The organism is Salmonella sp. SJTUF15581, from assembly GCF_043356775.1.
GTDB lineage: Bacteria > Pseudomonadota > Gammaproteobacteria > Enterobacterales > Enterobacteriaceae > Salmonella > Salmonella enterica.
Genome location: NZ_JBEUJY010000002.1, coordinates 1 through 15,575, shown reverse-complemented (window position 1 = coordinate 15,575; position 15,575 = coordinate 1). Strand labels below are relative to the sequence as shown.

The following is a 15,575-nucleotide window of genomic DNA, read 5'->3' as shown; positions in this document are numbered from 1 at the left end:
AAAGCGGCTGTTACAGGAACAGCCGCTTGCGGGCTTTCTTTTGCGTAAATCGTGGCGATAAAAACTATCCTACGACCTCTCCTTGCGTATCGCGTGTCTGGCCGACGCTGGCCCGCCACAGACGAGCATACAGGCCATGAGCCGCTATCAACTGCTCATGGCTGCCATATTCAGCGATACATCCTTTATCGATTACGACAATAACATCGCAGCGGCGAGCGGTGGTCAGTCGGTGCGCGACGATAAGCGCGATGCGTTTCTCGGTATGCGTCACTCCGGTAAGCGAGGTTATTAAGCGCTCCTCGGCGCTGCGGTCGATACGCGCTGTCGCCTCGTCGAGCAGCAGAATGTGCGCCTGTGCCAGTTGGGCGCGGGCGAGGGCAATCAACTGACGCTGGCCCGCGGACAGATCCGTGCCGCCGTTATTGACCGGAGTACGAAACCCCAGCGGCAGATGTTGCACAGTTTCAAAGAGTCCCGCCTGTCGCGCCGCGATCTCCACCTCCGTGTCGCTGCTGTCTGGCCGCGAATAGCGGATATTTTCGGCAATATCGCCGCTAAATAATGCGACATCCTGGGTGACCAGCCCCGTCTGGCGACGATAATCACTAAGCGACGCGGCATCAATTAGGCGCTCACCGACACGGATTTGCCCGCTGCCGGGAGAGTAGAGCCCGGCCAGCAGCTTGATCAGCGTCGATTTGCCGGCGCCGCTACGTCCGACCACCGCGACTACCGTTCCTGGCGGAATGGTGAGCGAGAGATTATCAAGCACAGGTTGCGTTTTTTCGGGATAGCGGAATGTCAATGCCTCCAGACGTAGCGCGCCGCCAGTGCCAGGCGTTATGGAGGACGGTTCAATATTCTCCGTTTCCTCAGTCGCCAATAGCGCATTGATATGTTTGCCGCTGGCGGTTGCCTGCTGCCAGGAATCAACAATGCCTGACAACTGCTGTACCGGGCCATAAAATTGTCCCAATAGCAGGAAGAACGCCGCCAGTATCCCGGGCGTCATTTCGCCTTCGGCGACCCGGGTCGCTCCGATTAAAAGCACGGCGGCATAGGCAGCCTCGGTGCAGAAGGTCAGGAACGGAAAATAGACAGCAAGGTATTTTTGCGCCCGCACGCGGGTGGCGCGGAAGTTGTCTGATAACGCCCGTAGCCTGGCGGCTTCCTGCTTCTGTTGACCGTGTGACTGCACTACCCGCATACCGGAGACCTTTTCCTGAAGCGTACTGTTCACCTTACCAATTTCCAGCCGTGCCTGGGCGTAGGCAGGCGAGCTCAAACGGCGGTAAATCCACGTCGCCAGTATCACTACAGGTACGGCGCTTAATGCCGTTAACGCAAGAATGGGGTCAAGCCAGAACATTGCCGCGGCGATAGCGACCATCGTCACGATGCTGGTGGCCGCGCTGGCAAGACCGTTTTGCAGAAATCGGGCGAGTGAATCAACGTCGACGGTCATGCGAGTAAGACGCGAGTCGATGTGCTTCTCGTGCCAGGGAAGGCTCAGGCGTAGCAGGTGGCTGAAGCTGCGTAAGCGTACCGTATGCTGTACCGACTCTGCCGCGCGGGCGGCGAAGATCGTTTGCAGCGCATAGCAGCACCAACCGATCGCCACCAGGCACAGCGCGAGCAGGGCGCATATGCCAATAGTCGACATATCCCCTGCGGCAACGCCTGAGTCAATACCGCGCTGCAAAAGCACCAGCACGCCAACGCCTGCGGCGGAATCAAGCGCGATAAGCAGGGCGGCGATGACGAACATCCAGGCTACTGGCGTCAGCAGCGATGAGACTTGACGCCCGTGGCCTGCCAGCGCCATCTGTACGGCGCGTTCCGGAACGCGCGTCATCCGGTCGACAAAACCTTTTCCGGCGGGTGTCTGGCGCTCATGCGCGTCGTCGGATTTTACCGCCTGCGTTGTTGGCCATAGCGTACGTTGTTCTGCCGGGGCAAGGGCGAGAAAATCCCCCTCGCCGCTCATCAGCGAGCGAAACGTCGGACACCTTGCATCCAGCTCCGCCTGGGTACCGATATCCACGACGCGGCCTTTATCCAGCACGACGATCCGATCGGCTAACTGCAGTGTTGAACGGCGGCGTGCAATCACCAGCAGCATATGCTCATTATCGGCATAACGACCAAGAGCCGTGTTAATTTCCGCTTCAGTACCGGCATCGACCGCCGAGGTGGTGTCATCGAGAATCAGCAGTTCCGGCGCGGTAATCAGTGCCCGGGCTAGCGCAATACGCTGGCGTTGGCCGCCGGAGAGGTTGCTTCCGCGTTCGGCCAGTCGGGTGTTGAACCCCTGCGGTAGCGCATTGATGAACCCGCTGGCGCCTGCGGCATCGGCGGCGCGTCGAATGTCGTCCTGAGTCGCTTGCGGGTGCCCATAGGCGATGTTTTCCGCCACCGTACCGGCAAACAGAAACGCGTCTTCAAACACTACGCCAACGCGACGACGAAGCGCCGTCAGTTTCAGGTCGCGAATATTCTGTTGGCCCGCAGTGGTGTTGAGCCACACCCCGCCGGAGGTAGGATCGTAAAAGCGCGCCAGCAACATCAGCAATGTTGATTTTCCGGAGCCGGAGGCGCCAACCACTGCCACGGTTTCACCGGCGTGAATGGAAAACGAGATCTCATTGAGGATACGGTTACCGTTGTCGTAGTGGAAACTCATCTTCTCCACGTCCAGCCCGATAATCTGACCTTCAACCGACTCAGTACCGTCTTCCATGCGAGAACGCGTGTCGATAAGCGCGAAGACGCGCTCTACCGACGCCTGTGTGCGCTGTGCGATAACCAAAAACGATGCCAGTACGCGGGTAGGGCCGGTCAGCATAGCGAGAAAACTCGCGAACGCAACGAAGGTTCCCAGATCGATGCGCCCATTCATTACCGACCAGCCGCCATAGCACAGCAGGACGATCTGCCCTATCACCGGTAGCGCCAGCATGGTTGCGCCCGGCATCGCCTGCGAGATAGCGGCGCCGATGCGTACCCGCACCATCTGCCGCGACTGACCATCGAGCCAACGCGTTTCGCGCAACTCCGCCACGCAGGACTTCACCACTGAGATCTGTTCCAATACTTCGCGCATATGCTCCGTCATGTGCGCCAGCCGGTCTGAGGCAAGCCCCGTTTGCGCGAAAACACGGCGACGGGCGCGCAGGGCGGTAATAGCAAGGGCGGCCAGTACGCAAATCACGATAAGCGTCATGGATGGCGACATCCATAGCATCACCGCGATACCGGCCACATAGTAAGTGAGCACCGCCAGCGGCACCGGACACATCTGTAGCAAGGTGTGTACCTGTTGAAGATCGCTGTTGGTACGCGAAATGACCTGCCCGGTACGCAAGGCGTCCTGGCCTGCGCCGTCCAGTTTTTGAATACTGTCGAATGCACGGCTACGTAACGTATGCTGAACCCACAGCGAGAGTTCTCCGGCATAGCCGCGGCGCACGTAATTCCCGATAAAATCAAAAAGGGCAATTAACAGCAGGCCGCAGGCAAGTAACGGCAGGTGGGTCGTATCGCCTGCTATCGCGTCATTGACGGCCTGACGCGTTATTAGCGGCGTCAGCGCAGCCAGTAAAATGGTCGATACTGATGCTACGATGACAATGATGCTCAGTGTTTTACGTTCCCAACACACGCGGGCAAGGCGAACTATCCAGGCACGAGCGGGCATGGGGGAATGAGTCGCGGGCATTAAGCCTCCTTATTGGTGAAAGATGAGATATGGCGACACACGCTGGGTTCAGCCGCCATATTGTCATTGCGCTGCCGCGGTTAGCCGTGTTGCAGCATGGCGATCAGTTTTTTTGCCACCTCGGTCGGGCAAGGCTGGGCCGCCATTTCCGCCGCGACCTCCTGCGACGCCTCGCGAAGCGCGCGATTACCGAGGAACGTATTGATCATGCTGCTCGTAAGCCCGCTCTTACCGGGAATAATGCCGCATCCGCGCTCGACCACGGCGCGGGCATTGACGGGTCTGTCGGCACCCTGGCCAAAGACTATCTGCGGAATGCCGGCATGTAGCGCCGTCAGGGTGTTGCCTGCGCCGCCATGGTGGATAAAACCGTCGGCGCCGTTAAGGAAAACGCCCATCGGAAGCCAGTCGACCAGACGGACATTCGGCGGCAGCGAACGTAAATCCGAGCGGGCGTTTGCCGGAAGGTGCAGGATGATTTCGGCATCTACTTCGCCGGCAGAATCCATTACCCAGGAAATCAGATCCAGGCCATCCACCATCGGTTTGACGGTGCCGAGGCTGACCAGAAGACGCTTGCGATCAGGTGTACGTTCCCACCATTCTTCCCAGACGGCGCCGCCGTTATACGGGACGTATTGCATGGAGATAACCGGCTCTCCGTCATTTTGCAGTATGCTCATGCTGGGCGGTGTGACGTCTATCCATGCCAGATCTCTTGGTGGCGCGCTGACCCCATGGCGGCGGTAGGCGTTAGAAAGTGATTTCGTCACGCCTTTGATGTGCCAGGGCGTATGACCGAAGCCGACGGTTTGCATCACTACCGGAATGTCATACTTAGCGGCAATCAGTGGTCCAACGACTCCAAGGGGAGGGTAGACGATGAGATCTGGTCGCCACTGCCCGGCGAACGCGACCAGCGGGTCAGTCATCTCTTCGCTGAAGAATGAGAAGTTCCCCATTTTTGTTCCAATGTTATTTTCTTTTCGTAATGCCTCCTGACGGCGATAACCCGCTTCCGAATCGAAACCAGGCGCAGCGTCAAATACCACCAACCCAGCTTCTGCTGCTTTCTGTGCAAATTTTCCACCGCTTGCAATCAGCACTTCATGGCCATTAACACGAAACGCTTGCGCCAGGGACAGCACAGGGTATAGCAGTCCATACAGTGGTGGACCGACAAACAGAATACGCATGAGAAATCCTCTCTCTCCACGTCATAAATCGAACAAGTCGTTAATGAGAATGATAATAATTACCAATATCATTTGTAAAATGCAATAACTAATACGACACTTGATCATGTGATGATTTTTTGCGTAAAAATCGGGAAAGAGGAGAGCGTTAAGCGGTGAAGTTTGGTTTCAGGCTTATTTACGCGCGTATGGTCGCACAGGCAAAGCGCCAGGATTGGGGAACTGGATTCGCATACCAGACGCCCGTGGATTATTAATGATAACTTCGCAAATAACCTTTCAGACAATGAGGTAAACGTACCGACAGCAAGGTAACGGGAAACGTCGGTAGTAGTATTGATAACGCGTTGCGGGGCAATTTAACGGTGTCCGGCGGCAGATCGTGTTCTGTGTGGACTTTCCGTGCAGTGATGTGACGGACGCCTCTTCCTAAAGTAGTCAGTGCCATACTTTTAATGACTGCATTAATCCTGGCGTTAAATCCTTTAATTTGGTGGACGTAAAGTGGACATAGACAACAAAAAGGGGCTACGTTTTCACGTTGCCCCTTGTTTTATTTGCTGGCGTCCTTGTAATTGGTGGGGGAGGTGGTTGAGTTTGTTGGGGATTTTTATTTTTTGCGCGAAGGCGCAAAAGAGTGGCGATGATGTTGATATGGAAGGGGTTATGTATATTTTTTGATTTTTAAGTTGATTATTGAGAGGCGGGGTTTTGCGTGTTGACTAACTGTCCTGAATGGCAGTTAAAGTGTTGTCGCTTCCTTTTAGTCCGTCTTGTGGCAAGGCCAAGAGAGGACGTTTCACAACTCTACTTAGATAGCTAAAATTAGGGCACATTTATAGGTCAATATGTAAATAGACCCGTTTTAGTTCCAGGCATTTTTTGAGATCCCGGCCAAATGATTGTGTTGCCGATATTCCTCCGGCGTCATATTGTTCAGTGATTCATGAGGGCGTTCACAGTTATATTCTGACACCCATCTTTCCGTGATTTCCCGCGCTTCATTCAGCGTTCTGAACAGATAAAAATCGAGTATTTCTGTACGGTATGTTCGGTTAAAGCGCTCAATAAAAGCGTTCTGCGTCGGCTTACCCGGCTGAATAAATTCCAGTTTTACTGCATGTTGCTCTGCCCATTCAGCCAGTGCAAGTGAGATAAATTCCGGACCATTATCCATGCGTAGCATGACCGGATAGCCACGATTTGCCGCGATCCTGTCGAGTACACGGACCACTCGTGGGGCTGGCAGATTCAGATCTATTTCAATCGACAACGCCTCACGGTTAAAGTCATCAACGACATTGAACGTGCGAAAACGACGCCCACAGACCAGGGCATCATGCATAAAATCGACAGACCAGCTCTGGTTCAGCGCTTCCGGCGTGGCCAGTGGCGAGGGGTTACGCACCGGCAGCCGTTGTTTGCCCTTACGGCGAAAATTCAGCTTCAGCAGACAATAAATACGGTGGATCCTTTTGTGATTCCACATGTATCCCTGCCGCCGCAGAACCTGAAAAAGCTTCGGAAAACCGTATCGTGGATACCGTTCAGCTGCCGCCTGCAATGCGGTAATAACGGGTTCGTCACGTGTGTTATCCGGACGGTAATGATAAACCGTTCTGCTCAGGTTCAGGCTCCGGCAGGCCTGACGGATACTGAGTCCGAATGCCGTTATCAGATGAGTGACCAGCTCACGCTTAAAGGCTGGTTTTAAAGCTTTTTTTCGATAACGTCTTTCAGCGCCCGGTTCTCAAGGCTCAGGTCGGCAAACATCTGTTTGAGGCGTCGGTTCTCGTCCTCAAGATCTTTTATCTTTTTAATATCAGAAGCTTCCATGCCGCCGTATCTGGACTTCCAGTTATAGTAGGTGGCCTCAGAGATACCGGCCTCCCGGCAGACATCTTTAACGGTTCGTCCAGCTTCAACCGACTTAATCACAGTGATGATCTGATGCTCAGTAAAACGGGCTTTACGCATAGCGATCTCCTTCGTTGGCAGATTGATTATGCCGGATGATCTCTAAATGTGAATGGCACGATTATGCGGGATACTTACAGTGTCACCCAGCATATTGCCCCCGATTACGACTGGATCGCATTTATGATGTGCTCCCGGTTTCAATGCGTATTGGACCACACCAGCAATGTTCTTACCCCTGCGAATCTGTCGCATACCCTTCATTCGGGAGGCTCCATATACTGTCACTTAAAAGATTCGTGCGAAGCTCTTCCAGTTGTCGCTTCACAGCGAAAAGCTCTGTATGAGTAAGCTGGCTATCTCTGCTCTTACCATCGATATGGATCGCAATTCTATTTAGCTTTTGTGATATGTCAGTTAAAGCTTTCCAGGCTTTGGTATTAATCGCAGGTATAACAGGAGGTAACTTTTGAAGGGAAGCCATACGAAGCCACTCTCCCTTTTTATAAGAGCCTCGCTTAATATTCAGGAGTTGCAGTTCTTCAGCATTCAAACGGACACTGACACAATAGCTTCTTACTGTTTCTGAAGGTATTTTACTTTTATTAAAACCACCACGGCGGGAAATTTTGGATAGATCTATATCATCGCTATAATTTATCTTATGCATATAAACTCCATTTTATATGATGTTAATTAGTTAGCATAATCCATATGCTTTATATATCACTTATATAATGAATGAGTTTTTTGTCAATCTATAGGATGGAATGTTTTGACTTTCTTTTATTGTCTGACTGAAAGGAAGCAAGAAAAGCAAGAGCTTTATAGAACGGTGCAACCGCTTCTATAAATTAGCTCTTGCTTTATTAACATGTTAAATCATTATGATAATAGCTTATACATTTTTGATTCATCCATTTGTGGTTGGGTTCTAAAAATAAAGCCTTCACATTCATTTACAGATTTAGAAATCAACATGCTTAGTTTCTTTATATTATCCTTTTGCAATTCGGTGGAATTTTCAATAAAGCTATCAATTTCGGAAAATTCAACCTGCTCAATAAAAGAGTATAGAGAGCGAATTATACCAGCAATAATGTCAGAAATTTGAATTTCAATATTACTTTCCGATTTTATGAATTTGAAATTCAGTCCATAGTATTGATTTTTTTCATCACCAATAAATTCATTTTTTGTTGAAAGTACCAGATGCGGTTCTACTAAGTCTTCTTCATCAAGCAAGTGCTGGGAGTTTCTAAATCCATTTAATCGATTGAGATAGAAATGAGAAAATGAATCTATAAGAAGATCTTTATCATTGAATGTTAATTCGGCATTATCAATGTCTTTACAGATGGACAGGAGCCTTGTTAGTTCCAGCAATGATTTCTCAATATGGTTTGGATTCTTATGCTTGTAGCTAAGGTAACTATTTGTGTGACTTCTACAAAATTTGTGCAGGGATTTGTAAAATTTATTCGCATCATTATTATTTATTTCAGGATAATTAAAATCATTCATCAATTTTAAAAAACCAGTTTTGTCTTTCTTGATAAGTATATATAGAGCATTTTTGTAAAAATCGAGTTGTGATCTAAGATCTATATTGTTATGAAATGCTTTTTTGAATAAAGAACTGTTTTTGTCGTCGAATAAATAGTGTGCAAGGTCTTCTATGATATCAAGGAAAGACCAGTAGACCGTATTTGTTGCGTAATAATGAATAAAGAAAGGGCTCTCAAGCAACCATGTTAGAAACACGTGAATCTTTTTATTATTCATCAATTCAGGGAAACTACCTGTTCCGACATGTTTTAGTTTTATTTCTTTAACATTGCTCTGGATATTAAGTAATGTTCTTACCTCTTGTGCTGAAATATTGTGTTTAGTTTGGTTTGTAACAATCCCAGCTAAAACAAAAATAGGTGAGTAAGTACTTTGAGGGTTATTGTCAACATTATATTTATTACCTCGCAGAGTAAAATTTCTTATGTTATTACTTTCATCGTAATAAAAAATATAGTTTTTATTGCTCGTGACGTACCCATATTTCATTTTTTATTCTCCATTTTATATTAAAGTTTATCATAGTACTCTACTAAACCTTGGCAAAATTCTTTACCTGCAGAAACGTCGCCAAATTTACCAATCCTTTTTTTTAAAATAACAGCCTTTTCATTTTTATGAAGTGTTGTGTTTAAATTTTTTTGCATATTATGATAGAAAAGGACTCTTAAGTATTCACCGATATGAGAATTTTGCAAGTGAAAATCTATAACTTTGGCTGTTTGCCATACGGTTGTTTGAAATTCAATTAATTTATCATTTTTTATTTTTTCACTGGGTAATGTAGTGATTTTACCATTTGCTCTGGAGCTTTCAATGTCTCTCCCAAAAGCATGAGCAATTTTGTTTCTTATATCTTGCATTTTATCTAGTTCAGATATGTTTTTGATAAGTTTATCTGGAGCATGGTCGAAAATTTTTATATATGTATTCACTCTTGATTGCCATGTTCCTTTAGTACAACCTATAACCATTTCTTTTATACCATGGTTTTTTTGTTTACCATGTTTAAGCAGCTCAATACCATCTATTCTCTTTGAAACACCGTACAGAACACCGATGTCAGATTCTATAGCTAAAGGAATGACTGTTGCCATATACGTTTCTAAGTTCGACATCATTGCAAGAAGTGCATTGAGATTCATCCAGTTTTGTAACTCATTGAAAGAATTGCTCCATTCTTTGATATTTTTAAATTTAGTATCATTCATATGCCCTTTTAATTTGAGAGATGAATCAAAGTAACTGATAACCTCAGATTCAAAATTTGCCCCTTTTTCTTTCAGGTTGCTATAGGTAAATTTATGACTATTATCAAATGTTATTAGCATTCTCAATAATTCATTGTTATGCTTTTTAAATACTCGCCATGCCCAAGATGACTGTGATTGAGGAATCCAACGTTCAAACTTGTAGTTGCTTTTTGACATATTAAAATCACCTGTGAGGGATATAGATCTAAACTTAATTTCTTTCCTTATAATAGCACAGCCAAATTAATTTTTCATTGGGTGAAAATAATTTAATTATTAGTCTTAAAACATAAGAAAAAGAATGTTTTTTCTATTTGAAATGATGTCTGTTTCGAATTTAGTGGATGAAGTGCAAATGCCAATGGGTATATATGTTCAGTTTTCAATAAAAACATGTCATTCTGCAAACAATATAATATAATAGCTTCATCAATCGCACACCACAAATGAGAACATTATGAATATTAAACCCCTCCTTTATTCATTTAGTTGTTTTGTTTCGTTGGCACAAGCTTCAGAATTGCCTAAACAAGTCCCAGAAATAGAGGTTGGTCAACTTCAATGTGCATGTAACTTTAAAGTTGACCCCAATTCTAGCCCAGGGACACTATTGAGCGATATTTCAAATGGATGCCGAGTAAGTGAAAAACAAGCTGAAAAACTTATGAAAATGCTATCTGTTATACCCGGTTCAGACAGTAAAGCTTATAGTTGCGAGGGAGTAGACATAGACTACAATAATAGATAGATACACTCCTGAAATAAACCTCTGTTGACTTTTAATAATTGATTGCTATCTTAAATAAAAAAGTCAACGGAGGTTCTAATGATTAATAAGGTTTTATTTCAATCAATGTTAATAGTTATTTTCACTACTATTTCTTGCTCTTCATCAGCCAGGCTTTCCCATTCAGAAAAAATGAATGTTTTTAATGATAAGGCTCTGGTGGCAGAAGCTAAATATAGCTTTATTGATGTTCGTGATAATAATCTATTTGTTGATGGTAAGTACAACAAATCTTATGTTGATAAAATGTATGATACTTACTCCATTGTTTATCAGGAAAATAGTATTAACTATTACTTAATGTTAAAAAGTGGCGGGTTATTGAAAAAACATATACTCAAAACAAAAGAATATTTAAATGGGAAGGATTGTGAAAAAGCTAAGTATGTTAAAAACTGTATTTTCATGGAAAAAAGGATTGACGAGATGTATAACCTTTCGGTGATGATTGATAATGGTATGGATGCAGATTTAATTAGAAAAAATTTATACAATGACGTATACAAAGACAGTTACAAAGTTATGCTAATGAATAAATACATTGAAGCTCATAATTTTTTAGAAGAAAGTCAATACCGAGATTGAATTGTATTATAATCTTATTTGTATATAGATGGTTTAATTAATCTCGAAAGGTTTGTTTTATAAAATATTTATATGATTAATTGGCTAGGTTACAGTTGGTAATTGGAATCGATTAATCGATTGATATTACTCATAGGTAAGACTCCTAATATTTCTTATAGATTAAATAATGAAACCTTGCTTGGATTCGCCAAGTTCGGTTTTTTTGTATTTTCAGAAAGATATTGAACCTTGATTTTCAAACCAGATAAAAGTAAGGTATTACTTCCTTTATAAATGACATCAAATTTTATAAACTGTCAAATTCGGTTTTAAAATGCTAAGGTAATGTTAAAATTAGGTGATGATAGTGCCAATAATTAATGTGTTAGATGCTGGTCATGGCGATTGTATTCTGTTAGATTTCATTCATACATTGATACTTATTGATTCCGGACCTAAAACATTTTTGATAAGAAGAAATGTTATAGAGAAGCTTAAAGAATTATTGCATGATAGAGCAATTGATATTGCAATTGTTACCCATAATGACGATGACCATATTGGCGGTTATAAGTATGTAATATCTTCAGGGATTAAAATTGAAAAATTCATTTTTAATAGTCTCAGTTTTTGTGGCGAAATTTTTACTGATCATGAACAACATATTTCCTATAATCAAGATGTCAATTTAGATACCATTATAAAGGATAAGGGGGTTTCCTTAGATACATTAGTATTTGGTAATGAACCAATCGTTATCAATGATATCAAGCTTATTCCTTTAACACCTACGATTGATGCACTCCATCATATGCATAATGATTATATCAGAAAGAATCAACCACAAATATCATCTGATGAAAAAGTGGAGCCTACCTTATTAGAGTGTATTGAAGAAATTACTAATGGTAACGATAAATTCATACCCGATAGATCAATTACTAACAGAACCAGCTTATCTCTTATCATCGAGTATAATAGTTTTAGAGGATTGTTTTTAGGTGATGCATGGGCTTCTGATATCATTGAATGTTTCAGATCAAACCGAATTGAACCAGGTTTTTGTATTACAAAATTATCACATCATGGAAGTGAAAAAAACACAAATAGCGAATTAATAAAGATAATAGGTAAAACAGAATATATATTTTGTGCTGATAAAAGCAAGCATAATCACCCGAACAATAAAACCATCGCTCGGATATTATCTCAGTTTCAACAAGCAACATTTCATTTTAGCAGTGATAATGACAAAGTCAGAAGTATTTTCAGTGAGAACAATGTGTTAGGATGTCAAGTGTTATGCACTTATTCTTCTAATGGAGTGAATGTACGATACTATGAGTGTAGCTAATTGCATAAAGATCAAAGGGTTAGGATCTGAATCGACTGGGTATCTTTTTAAGGCAAGTTCCTGCGATGCAAGTTTTGTGATCTCATCGAAGCATGGTCTTTGCCATCAGAAGACAAGTTGTGAGCCATTCAAAGCAAAGACAGCAGGATGTTGTAGGCAATGCCCAGTCCAACTCAGCTTAGATACTATTTCATTAGAAAACTCTAAAATGAGCCTCAATGCCATAAAGATCTTTAGTTTTCCTGATAGAGACTTGGCTATAACTCTTGTCGAGGGATATTCTAGTCACCCTTTACGCATCGGTAGTGAAGCTAATATTAGTTCAACACATTATTACCTCAATGCTTATAAACAAGATGATACGGAACCAGGGCGTATTATGCTCAATTTTCCTGATAAATCAACTGATGGGCTTATATATTATAATATAGAATCGAACTCAACACCTGATTTGGTCGAAAAGTCTAGAGGGTATAAAGGTGTTTCTGGTGCATTAGTCTTAGAATATCCTGCTTCAGATTTCCCAATAGCACATGCTGTTGTTATAGAAAATGGTAAAAATAATGATCTTGTTGCTGAATCTCTAACTGATATTGACCATGAGCAGCTTAATAATTTTTTCGACTGTATCGTTTTTCATAAACCAGCTTGGACAATAAAATTAGATAATTCAATAGGTGATTATGTCCAAGAAATTTTCAGGAAAAAAGTTACTGATGAATTTGAAGTTGTTACTTACATACCGTCACATAAAGGATTTCCTCACTTTAACTTAAATCCAATTGCAAAATTTTTGCTTATTGAATTTAATCATATGCTTACTACAAATAAACTTTCTCTTTCTCAAGGTATGTATAGAGCCGGTAATTTATTAGCTAATGAGGAAAAGCATGAACCAGCCAATAAGTTGCTAACAGGAAGGTTGGTAGAAACATATCTTAATGCACCTCATCTTTACTCTACTGGGCTGACGGACAAATACTATCATCACATGCATTATATGATTAGTCCCGATGGCAATTATGAATTAGCATTTTCAAATTATTGTGGTCACAATAATATAATTGAAGGTTTAAATGATGAAATAGGGAAAGTAATTTCTAATTTCAATTTTTATGGTTTTAATCAGGAATTATTTTTAGAACGTTCATTTTTAAATCAAAAACTTCCTGCATCAGAATGTGAAACTCTATTTAAAGTTCTTTTTTCTGAAGATAAATGTATCAGTACATTTTGTTTAGTTTTTACTGTATCCCTGGAGGAATATAATAAAAATGAATTCGCTTCGGTAAATGATTATATTATCTCGCTGGTTAACCAAGCATGTGCTGGTATTGATGAAGAAATCCTCAAGAGTCTTTCCTTTGGCTTAAAATTAAATTTATTGATCATGCCAAGTAATAAAATTAATGAATTATCGCTGGCAATTGTTAAGGAGTTAATTGGTGATGATTAGCCTTATAGAGTATTTATGTGAAAGAATCAAAAGTAGCTATGAGTTTAATAATTACTATAATGGTTTATTAGAACAGTTAGCTCATTCATTTTTCGAGAAGAATAAGCATGATTTTGTTTTTACGGCACAGCACGAGAGGCTTCTACATTTCAGTCAATTTTTTTCTAATTCCAGTAATGAACATAATAGAGCTATCGCCTTAAAAGTAATTTCAGGCATAAATGAATTGTTCCCTAATAATAACTATACAAAGGCTATAACTAAATCCATTCTTACAAACTTTGGATTGTTTTCAGCGGTAACTTCCTTTACAGATCCCTCTGTTTCTCTCTCAACTTCATCTGCACTATTAGGTGATATTCGTAGGGCTATTCAGGCTATACCGAATTCAGAATATTCATTTACTAATAGACAATACGATATCTATAATGAGATCCTGATTAATGATTTTTTTAGTTTTTCAGGGCCAACATCACTGGGTAAATCATTTGTTATTAAAAATTGTGCCATTGATTTACTTGATAGGTTTAATGTTATTGTTTTTATTCTACCTACAAAAGCTTTACTTGAGGAATATTTAGTTGATTTTCGTGCTATGTTAAATAAGCGAGGAATTGATAATGTTAATATCACTAAATCCGTATCAGGTGTGAAACCAGGTGAAAAGAATTTAATGATCTTTACTCAAGAGAGATATAATAATTTTCTTTACGAATTGGATTATAGCGATATTAATGTTGATGTTCTTTTCATCGATGAAGCACACAAGTTAGCTGATAAAAGTAGTAAGAGATCTATGACTTTATATAAAGTCATTTCTACCTCGTTAGAGAAATATCCGAGCTTGAAACTCATTTTTTCTAGTCCTGTTATTTCTAATCCTGATATATTTTTTAAATATTTTAATGTTAATGGTAAAAGTTTAAGTATAGCGGAAAGCCCAGTTGCTCAAAGCTTATTCTTTGCTAATATCTGTAGTGAAGAATAGGTAATGACTCCAACTTATTGATAGTGTTTTATGTTCAGATAATGCCCGATGACTTTGTCATGCAGCTCCACCGATTTTGAGAACGACAGCGACTTCCGTCCCAGCCGTGCCAGGTGCTGCCTCAGATTCAGGTTATGCCGCTCAATTCGCTGCGTATATCGCTTGCTGATTACGTGCAGCTTTCCCTTCAGGCGGGATTCATACAGCGGCCAGCCATCCGTCATCCATATCACCACGTCAAAGGGTGACAGCAGGCTCAGAAGACGCTCCAGTGTGGCCAGAGTGCGTTCACCGAAAACGTGCGCCACAACTGTCCTCCGTATCCTGTCATACGCGTAAAACAGCCAGCGCTGACGTGATTTAGCACCGACGTAGCCCCACTGTTCGTCCATTTCAGCGCAGACAATCACATCACTGCCCGGTTGTATGCGCGAGGTTACCGACTGCGGCCTGAGTTTTTTAAGTGACGTAAAACCGTGTTGAGGCCAACGCCCATAATGCGGGCAGTTGCCCGGCATCCAACGCCATTCATGGCCATATCAATGATTTTCTGGTGCGTACCGGGTTGAGAAGCGGTGTAAGTGAACTGCAGTTGCCATGTTTTACGGCAGTGAGAGCAGAGATAGCGCTGGTGTCCGGCAGTGCTTTTGCCGTTACGCACCACCCCGTCAGTAGCTGAACAGGAGGGACAGCTGATAGAAACAGAAGCCACTGGAGCACCTCAAAAACACCATCATACACTAAATCAGTAAGTTGGCAGCATCACC

12 protein-coding genes and 1 pseudogene are annotated in these 15,575 nt (G+C 43.1%); 5 read left to right on the top strand and 8 right to left on the bottom strand.

The window, feature by feature from the left end; genetic code table 11:
• Nucleotides 1-64 precede the first annotated feature (64 nt).
• From iroC to ABVN36_RS03495, 7 genes and pseudogenes are all read right to left on the bottom strand, one after another.
• Nucleotides 65-3,721 (bottom strand): salmochelin/enterobactin export ABC transporter IroC, encoded by a 3,657-nt coding sequence (iroC, locus tag ABVN36_RS03525; protein ID WP_023138945.1) that lies wholly within the window; start codon nt 3,719-3,721, stop codon nt 65-67.
• 80 nt (nt 3,722-3,801) lie between these two features.
• On the bottom strand, nt 3,802-4,917 hold the full coding sequence (gene iroB, locus ABVN36_RS03520) for a salmochelin biosynthesis C-glycosyltransferase IroB (RefSeq protein WP_001221110.1): 1,116 nt from the start codon (nt 4,915-4,917) through the stop codon (nt 3,802-3,804).
• A gap of 865 nt (nt 4,918-5,782) precedes the next feature.
• Nucleotides 5,783-6,894 (bottom strand): IS3 family transposase gene (locus tag ABVN36_RS03515; RefSeq protein ID WP_095055964.1). Its coding sequence is split into 2 segments (ribosomal slippage): nt 5,783-6,633 and nt 6,633-6,894, totalling 1,113 coding nucleotides; the frame shifts between segments, so codons are not numbered across the junction.
• A 78-nt stretch (nt 6,895-6,972) separates the two neighbouring features.
• A pseudogene (locus tag ABVN36_RS03510) lies at nt 6,973-7,098 on the bottom strand (relaxase); the annotation flags it as partial.
• Nucleotides 7,067-7,504 carry a hypothetical protein gene (locus ABVN36_RS03505; RefSeq protein ID WP_023138944.1) on the bottom strand — a complete coding sequence of 146 codons (438 nt, stop codon included), beginning with the start codon at nt 7,502-7,504 and terminating at the stop codon, nt 7,067-7,069. The pseudogene ABVN36_RS03510 and the gene ABVN36_RS03505, both read right to left, overlap by 32 nt.
• A 215-nt stretch (nt 7,505-7,719) precedes the next feature.
• A complete protein-coding gene (locus tag ABVN36_RS03500) occupies nt 7,720-8,892 on the bottom strand; it encodes a DUF3800 domain-containing protein (RefSeq protein WP_023138943.1) in 1,173 nt (390 codons plus the stop codon).
• Between the two features lie 20 nt (nt 8,893-8,912).
• On the bottom strand, nt 8,913-9,833 hold the full coding sequence (locus ABVN36_RS03495) for a hypothetical protein (RefSeq protein ID WP_023138942.1): 921 nt from the start codon (nt 9,831-9,833) through the stop codon (nt 8,913-8,915).
• A 280-nt stretch (nt 9,834-10,113) separates the two neighbouring features.
• Here ABVN36_RS03495 and ABVN36_RS03490 point away from each other — a divergent pair, with 280 nt between their 5' ends.
• The 5 genes from ABVN36_RS03490 to ABVN36_RS03470 all read left to right on the top strand — a co-directional run bounded on the left by ABVN36_RS03490 (nt 10,114) and on the right by ABVN36_RS03470 (nt 14,808).
• Entirely contained in the window at nt 10,114-10,404 is a 291-nt protein-coding gene (locus tag ABVN36_RS03490; protein WP_135733575.1) for a hypothetical protein, read from the top strand.
• Between the two features lie 78 nt (nt 10,405-10,482).
• A complete protein-coding gene (locus tag ABVN36_RS03485; RefSeq protein WP_139760054.1) occupies nt 10,483-11,028 on the top strand; it encodes a hypothetical protein in 546 nt (181 codons plus the stop codon).
• 349 nt (nt 11,029-11,377) lie between these two features.
• Nucleotides 11,378-12,364 (top strand): MBL fold metallo-hydrolase, encoded by a 987-nt coding sequence (locus tag ABVN36_RS03480; protein WP_139760055.1) that lies wholly within the window; start codon nt 11,378-11,380, stop codon nt 12,362-12,364.
• Entirely contained in the window at nt 12,339-13,820 is a 1,482-nt protein-coding gene (locus tag ABVN36_RS03475) for a hypothetical protein (protein ID WP_135733578.1), read from the top strand. The genes ABVN36_RS03480 and ABVN36_RS03475 overlap by 26 nt, the downstream gene beginning before the upstream one ends.
• Nucleotides 13,813-14,808: a DEAD/DEAH box helicase gene (locus ABVN36_RS03470; protein ID WP_112324634.1), complete on the top strand. Its 996-nt coding sequence runs from the start codon at nt 13,813-13,815 to the stop codon at nt 14,806-14,808. The genes ABVN36_RS03475 and ABVN36_RS03470 overlap by 8 nt, the downstream gene beginning before the upstream one ends.
• 14 nt (nt 14,809-14,822) lie before the next feature.
• Here the strand turns inward: ABVN36_RS03470 and ABVN36_RS03465 are convergent.
• Nucleotides 14,823-15,520 (bottom strand): IS1 family transposase gene (locus ABVN36_RS03465; RefSeq protein ID WP_223367361.1). Its coding sequence is split into 2 segments (ribosomal slippage): nt 14,823-15,271 and nt 15,271-15,520, totalling 699 coding nucleotides; the frame shifts between segments, so codons are not numbered across the junction.
• Nucleotides 15,521-15,575: the final 55 nt, after the last annotated feature.

What these genes read in the sequence shown, in the direction of transcription:
- iroC (WP_023138945.1), bottom strand. Translation starts at nt 3,721, where the DNA reads ATGCCCGCGACTCATTCCCCCATGCCCGCTCGTGCCTGGATAGTTCGC.
- iroB (WP_001221110.1), bottom strand. Translation starts at nt 4,917, where the DNA reads ATGCGTATTCTGTTTGTCGGTCCACCACTGTATGGACTGCTATACCCT.
- ABVN36_RS03505 (WP_023138944.1), bottom strand. Translation starts at nt 7,504, where the DNA reads ATGCATAAGATAAATTATAGCGATGATATAGATCTATCCAAAATTTCC.
- ABVN36_RS03500 (WP_023138943.1), bottom strand. Translation starts at nt 8,892, where the DNA reads ATGAAATATGGGTACGTCACGAGCAATAAAAACTATATTTTTTATTAC.
- ABVN36_RS03495 (WP_023138942.1), bottom strand. Translation starts at nt 9,833, where the DNA reads ATGTCAAAAAGCAACTACAAGTTTGAACGTTGGATTCCTCAATCACAG.
- ABVN36_RS03490 (WP_135733575.1), top strand. Translation starts at nt 10,114, where the DNA reads ATGAATATTAAACCCCTCCTTTATTCATTTAGTTGTTTTGTTTCGTTG.
- ABVN36_RS03485 (WP_139760054.1), top strand. Translation starts at nt 10,483, where the DNA reads ATGATTAATAAGGTTTTATTTCAATCAATGTTAATAGTTATTTTCACT.
- ABVN36_RS03475 (WP_135733578.1), top strand. Translation starts at nt 12,339, where the DNA reads ATGTACGATACTATGAGTGTAGCTAATTGCATAAAGATCAAAGGGTTA.
- ABVN36_RS03470 (WP_112324634.1), top strand. Translation starts at nt 13,813, where the DNA reads ATGATTAGCCTTATAGAGTATTTATGTGAAAGAATCAAAAGTAGCTAT.